This window comes from Yoonia sp., assembly GCF_017854415.1.
Classification (GTDB): Bacteria; Pseudomonadota; Alphaproteobacteria; order Rhodobacterales; family Rhodobacteraceae; genus Yoonia.
On the sequence record NZ_JAFMHR010000171.1, the window covers coordinates 1 to 5,190 of the forward strand.

Sequence of the window (5,190 nt, forward strand, 5' to 3'; positions counted from 1 at the left end):
CCCTCGCAAGCGTACCAACAATAGCCGCACGCAGACGCCTGCGCTGCTGAAGGGACTGCTGTTCACCGCCACCGGCGCGGCCATGACGCCTTCCAGCACGAAGAAAGGCACACGCCGGTATAGGTACTACGTGTCGATGGACCTTCTGAAGAACCGTGAGACGCCCGACGACGGCATCCCGCGGCGCTTGCCAGCAGATACGGTTGAAACAGCAGTCATTACCGAGATCCGCCGCGTTCTGCGCACCCCTGAAACCACAGCACAGGTTATCGCCAAATTGGACAGGGATGACATTCCAGAGGCTGACGCCATCGCCGCCTTGCAGCAGTTCCCGCAGCTTTGGGCGCAGCTGTTTCCAGGCGAACAGGCGCGCATTATTCAGCTGCTGGTGCGCCGCGTCACGGTGACCGCTGAGGGCCTGGTCATTGACCTGCGCACCGATGGCATCGCTGGCGTCATGCGAGATCTGATGACGCCGCGCCAACTCGAGGCTGCAGAGTGATGGGCGAACCCGACACCATTCAGGTCTTCGTGCCCCTCAAGGTGAGGAGAAAGAACGGGCGGCCGAAGATCCTGCCGCCCGCGGACTACCTGCCGAGTGAGGACCAGACCCAAGACCCGCATATCCTACGCGCCATCGGTCGCGCCTGGAGCTGGCGGCGGCGCATGGAGGCCGGTGAGTTCGGGACGGTGCGCGATCTCGCAATCGCCGTGAACCTCGCAGAACGCCATGTCGGCAGGCAGTTGCGGTTGGCGTACTTAGCGCCGGAGGTGCTGAAGCGGCTGGTCTACAAACGTGACGCCGTCGCCATAACAGAAATCAACCTCAGTAATTGTGCAGCACTGCCTTGGGCAGAGCAGGCGAAGGTCGCCTTTGATGATGCAGAACAGGGTGACGCCTGAATAACACGAACGGCCCAAAGCTGCCACTCATCGCGTGCCTAGTTCCCGCAGTGCAGCTTCACAAGACCAGCCATTCATGCATCCCACAGCATTCGACGATGGACACAATGCGTTGCATCAAAAGCCATGGCGGCGCAGCTCGTCTGCGATCAGCGTTTTGGATGCGATATCGCGGGTCGGAAAGGCGGCAAAGTAATGCGCAGCACTCGCATTTGGCTTGCTCTGGCGGACCTTCTGTCGCCAGCGTGCGGCTGTCTCGTGACGCTCTGCCAGCCCATTTGCAACCATTGCTACCATGGCGATCAGGTAGTGTGCACCAGGCGTGGCGGCCGCCCGATCGCCCCAGCGGGCGGCGGCGGCATAGTCGCCGGACTGGATGAACATTTGCGACCGGACCCCATGCATGCCGTATAGCAATGGGTCCAGCGGGCTAAGCTGCAATGCTGTATCCAGTCGGACCTCAGTCGCGGCCAAGTTTCCGATCAGCATCGACGTCATGGCTGAAGAATAAAATCCCTGCGCATAGTTGGGGTTCAGCGTGGTGGCCCGGTCAAGCCATTCCGCAGCTGCGTCAAGGTCATGGGTCAACCATTGCGAACGGCCCATGGTAAAATTGGCAAAAGGATCCAGCGAGTCCAATTCCAACCCTCTTTCGGCATGATGGCGCGCTGCGCGCGATGCTTCTTTCACATCGGGCCCAAGATGAAGAAACGCCTCAAGAAAACTTGTGAAGGAAAGACCCGCATGCGCGCGCGCAAAATGCGGGTCCAGCATGACTGCCCGTTCGAAGAGGCCCTTTGCCCGTTGATTGTCGGTGGTGGTAAAGCGATAAAGGTGTTGCAGCCCCAGATGATAAATGGTCCAGGCATCCAGCGTCTCGATCGCGGCCATTTGTGCGCTGCGGGCCTCGTTCAGAGGAATGTAAACATCCATCGCCGTGACAAGACGTGCGACGATGCGGTTGCGAAGATCGTCGATTGCATCAAGCGGAGCCCCAAGCCGATCACCCCAGATCACCTCGTTGGTGCTGGCGTCGGAAAGTTCGAGCGTGACGGCCAGCCCACTTACATTGGCTTCGATGATCCCGGAAAGGACATAGCGGGCACCAAGTGCGGTTGCGACAAGGTCGAGGTCCGGGTCGGGTTTGCGGAACCGGAATGACGACCCACGCGCGATCACCGCCAGCCAGCGAAGACGCGACAACGCCTGAATGATCTCATACGGGATTGCATTCGCAAGGATGGCAAGCTCCGGCGTCATCGCCAATGGTCGAAACGGCAAAATGGCAATCGTGGGCCTTCCTATTAACCGACTGTTTGGTTCCGGGGTGGCCGTTGCTGCGGCGGCTTGTGCAGGAGCGGTTTCTACAACCTCCGCCACGAAACGAAAGCCTCTTCCATGCACTGTCCGGATTGTCGTCTGATGATGGCCATCGTCGCCCACCGCCAGGCGCGCCGACCTGATGCGGCTCGAAATGCTGGCGTCTGAAACACTCTGCCCGTGCCAGACCTTTTCGACGATCTCGTCCTTAGTCACCATTCTGTCGTGATGACGTACAAGGAGACAAATAAGCGCAAGAACCTGCGGCTCCAGCCGCACCAACTCACTGCCGCAGGATAGCTCAAATCGTTCGGGGTCAAGCCGGAAGTCACCAAAAGTCCACGCCATAGGAAATGGTACCGCAAAATTGTAATGTTATGATACCGTAAAAATGCAGCCTTCTACATGAAATCTTCAGAACTCCTTCAAGCATACCCCGGCGAAAAACGCTAAATTGGGAAAAGTTCAGGGCATCGGGCCTTGCTAATCCGATACTGGGGAGCCGACACATGAACGCCAAGACCATACGCGCAACCAAGGGACGCGGGATGCTGTACAACAGCATTCTGGACACAGTTGGTGATACGCCAGTCGTACGGATCAACAATCTCGCACCGAATGGGGTACGGGTTTACGTAAAAGTAGAATCGTTTAATCCGGCTGCGTCAATCAAGGATCGGCTGGCGTTGAACATCATTGAAGCGGCAGAGCGCGACGGCACCCTGAAGCCTGGGCAAACTGTGGTGGAGGCGACCAGCGGCAACACTGGCATCGGGCTCGCGATGGTTTGCGCGCAAAAAGGCTATCCATTGGTTGTGACAATGGCCGACAGCTTTTCGGTCGAGCGGCGCCGACTGATGCGGATGCTGGGCGCAAAGGTGGTGCTAACCCCGCGCGCGCAGAAAGGTACGGGCATGTACATGAAGGCCGTCGAACTGGCCGAAAAGCATGGCTGGTTTCTGGCCCGCCAGTTTGAAACCTCTGCGAATGCCGACATCCATGAATCCACCACGGCGCGTGAGATCATCGGCGACTTTGCGGGAGACCGGCTGGACTATGTGGTGTCCGGCTATGGCACCGGCGGAACGGTGACCGGGCTTGCGCGTGTCCTGCGCAAAGAGCGGCCAGAGACGCGGATTATCCTGACCGAACCCGCAAACGCCCAACTGGTTGGCAGCGGCATTGCGCAGTCGCGCAGCGCGGATGGTGGGCCTGCTGCGGGTCACCCAAGCTTTGAGCCGCATCCGATTCAGGGATGGACACCTGATTTCATTCCGAACGTTTTGCAAGAGTGTCTAGACAGTGGCGGCTATGATGAGTTGATTCCGGTTACGGGTGCCGACGGCATCGCTTGGGCCAAAAAGTTGGCGCAACGCGAGGGGATTTTGACCGGCATTTCAGGCGGTGCAACTGTCGCTGTGGCGATGGGGATTGCCGAACGTGCAAAGCCGGGGTCGGTGATCCTCGCAATGTTAGCTGATACTGGCGAAAGATACCTGACAACCCCACTTTTTGCCAACATTCCCGAAGACATGGATGCGGATGAGGCTGCGCTGTCGCAATCGACCCCCGGATATCAGATGGGCTGACCCCAGGAAACAAACAGCAATAGGGAGAACAAGATGAGCAAGCAGGGTATCGCTGGCGCAGAAAAAAGCTCGACTCGGGCGATTGCGGCGAGACCCGCGTTCTGGCGCATCGGATGGTCGATGACGCGTTCGATCACAACAAAACCTTAATCAACTTGAATTGGAGAAATAATGCAAAAACTATCTATTATTAGGTTCAAACCTAAGCCTGAATGTTTTGATGAATTTGTCGCTAGTATTACCGCATTTAATGGAAGTAAGCACCGCATTTTCCATCTTATGCAATCAGGAGATGAGCTTCATGCAATTGTGATAAGAAATTCGGAAATACTTACTCAAGATGCGGCTGACGGTGTAAATTGGTTGGATGGTCAACGGCATCTTCTGCAAGAGTTTGATGCGATCAACCGACACACAATAGCTTTAAGCGGTGACCTAATTCATAGCACTGTCGAGTAACTGTCTTTGTAGCCTTCCACTGACTTAATTTTGGTGCCACAAAATGGAGAAATAAAATGTTATTCATGATTACAATGACACACGACTATTCAACTTGCCAAACCCATGATCCTGAAAGAGGGCCGCTGTGGAAAAATACGCTCGCAAGTTTACCAGACCACGGGCTTAAGATTCACGCAAATTACGTAAACAGACTTTAACATAAGAGTTATATGGTTGTTGAAGCAGATAGTTTTGAACAAATTGATGCTGCTTTTGATCCAGTTTTAGAGATGGGTCACTTTGAAGTAACGCCAGTTATGCAGCGTTAACTACGTTGAGCCAACCGAAATGCTCTACTGCTTAAAGCGATACGCCAGCTTATCTTTTTGTTTGCTTATCGTGCTGAGACACAAAATAATTAAGGGATATTAAAATAATGACCTATGCTCGGATAAACACAATCACGTTTGCTTCAGAAGCGGCCGCAGACGAACTTCAAGCTAATTACGCATCGACAGCGCCTGCAGGGTTTCCTGAAGCTCTATTATTAGTTTCAGTAAGAACTGGCCCACTAACTGCTTCGCTAACATCAATTTATGAAGACAAAGCTGCATTTGATCGATCAGCTGAAGAACGCACGAAGCGCATGGCAGCCAATGGACATTTGATGGATGGCGTTGTTGTTGAAGAAGGTGAAGTAACACTATTTCACGTAAAATAAGTCTCCAGAATATACTGTTTGCTCTTTTGGCGGATCATGGGTGTCAAAAGAAAATATTGTGAGAGGGGTGTGCTTCTCCGCCGGATAATGCGGTCTAAATTGGACCGACTGAAGAGAAGCAGTGATATTAATATCGAAACAGCCAGTGCCTACTAGTTTAACCCATATTGGAGAAATCGAATGTCAGTAATAAAGCGATTAAACGTCAATAAGTTT

General features: G+C 54.3%; 6 protein-coding genes and 1 pseudogene. 5 read left to right on the top strand and 2 right to left on the bottom strand.

Annotation, left to right across the window (positions count from 1 at the left end; genetic code table 11):
* Positions 1-502: zinc ribbon domain-containing protein (locus QZ197_RS14595; protein ID WP_296432874.1), on the top strand; the 502-nt coding region annotated here is incomplete at its 5' end.
* Entirely contained in the window at positions 502-903 is a 402-nt protein-coding gene (locus tag QZ197_RS14600) for a hypothetical protein (protein ID WP_296432876.1), read from the top strand. The genes QZ197_RS14595 and QZ197_RS14600, both read left to right, overlap by 1 nt.
* 117 nt (positions 904-1,020) lie before the next feature.
* Here QZ197_RS14600 and QZ197_RS14605 read toward each other — a convergent pair whose 3' ends face one another.
* Positions 1,021-2,283, bottom strand: a complete 1,263-nt coding sequence (locus QZ197_RS14605; protein ID WP_296432877.1) for a hypothetical protein — start codon at positions 2,281-2,283, stop codon at positions 1,021-1,023.
* Positions 2,284-2,295: 12 nt separating this feature from the next.
* A pseudogene (locus tag QZ197_RS16140) lies at positions 2,296-2,571 on the bottom strand (winged helix-turn-helix domain-containing protein); the annotation flags it as partial.
* Positions 2,572-2,732: 161 nt separating this feature from the next.
* On the opposite strand from QZ197_RS16140, the gene cysK reads away from it, so the two are divergent.
* The 3 genes from cysK (at position 2,733) to QZ197_RS14620 (ending at position 4,974) form a co-directional block, all read left to right on the top strand.
* A complete protein-coding gene (cysK, locus tag QZ197_RS14610) occupies positions 2,733-3,812 on the top strand; it encodes a cysteine synthase A (RefSeq protein ID WP_296432879.1) in 1,080 nt (359 codons plus the stop codon).
* Positions 3,813-3,983: 171 nt separating this feature from the next.
* The gene (locus QZ197_RS14615; RefSeq protein ID WP_271533049.1) at positions 3,984-4,271 is read left to right on the top strand and encodes a hypothetical protein; all 288 of its coding nucleotides are present in this window, start codon (positions 3,984-3,986) and stop codon (positions 4,269-4,271) included.
* 418 nt (positions 4,272-4,689) lie between these two features.
* Complete coding sequence (locus QZ197_RS14620; protein ID WP_296432881.1) at positions 4,690-4,974, top strand: hypothetical protein; 285 nt, start codon at positions 4,690-4,692, stop codon at positions 4,972-4,974.
* Positions 4,975-5,190 lie beyond the last annotated feature (216 nt).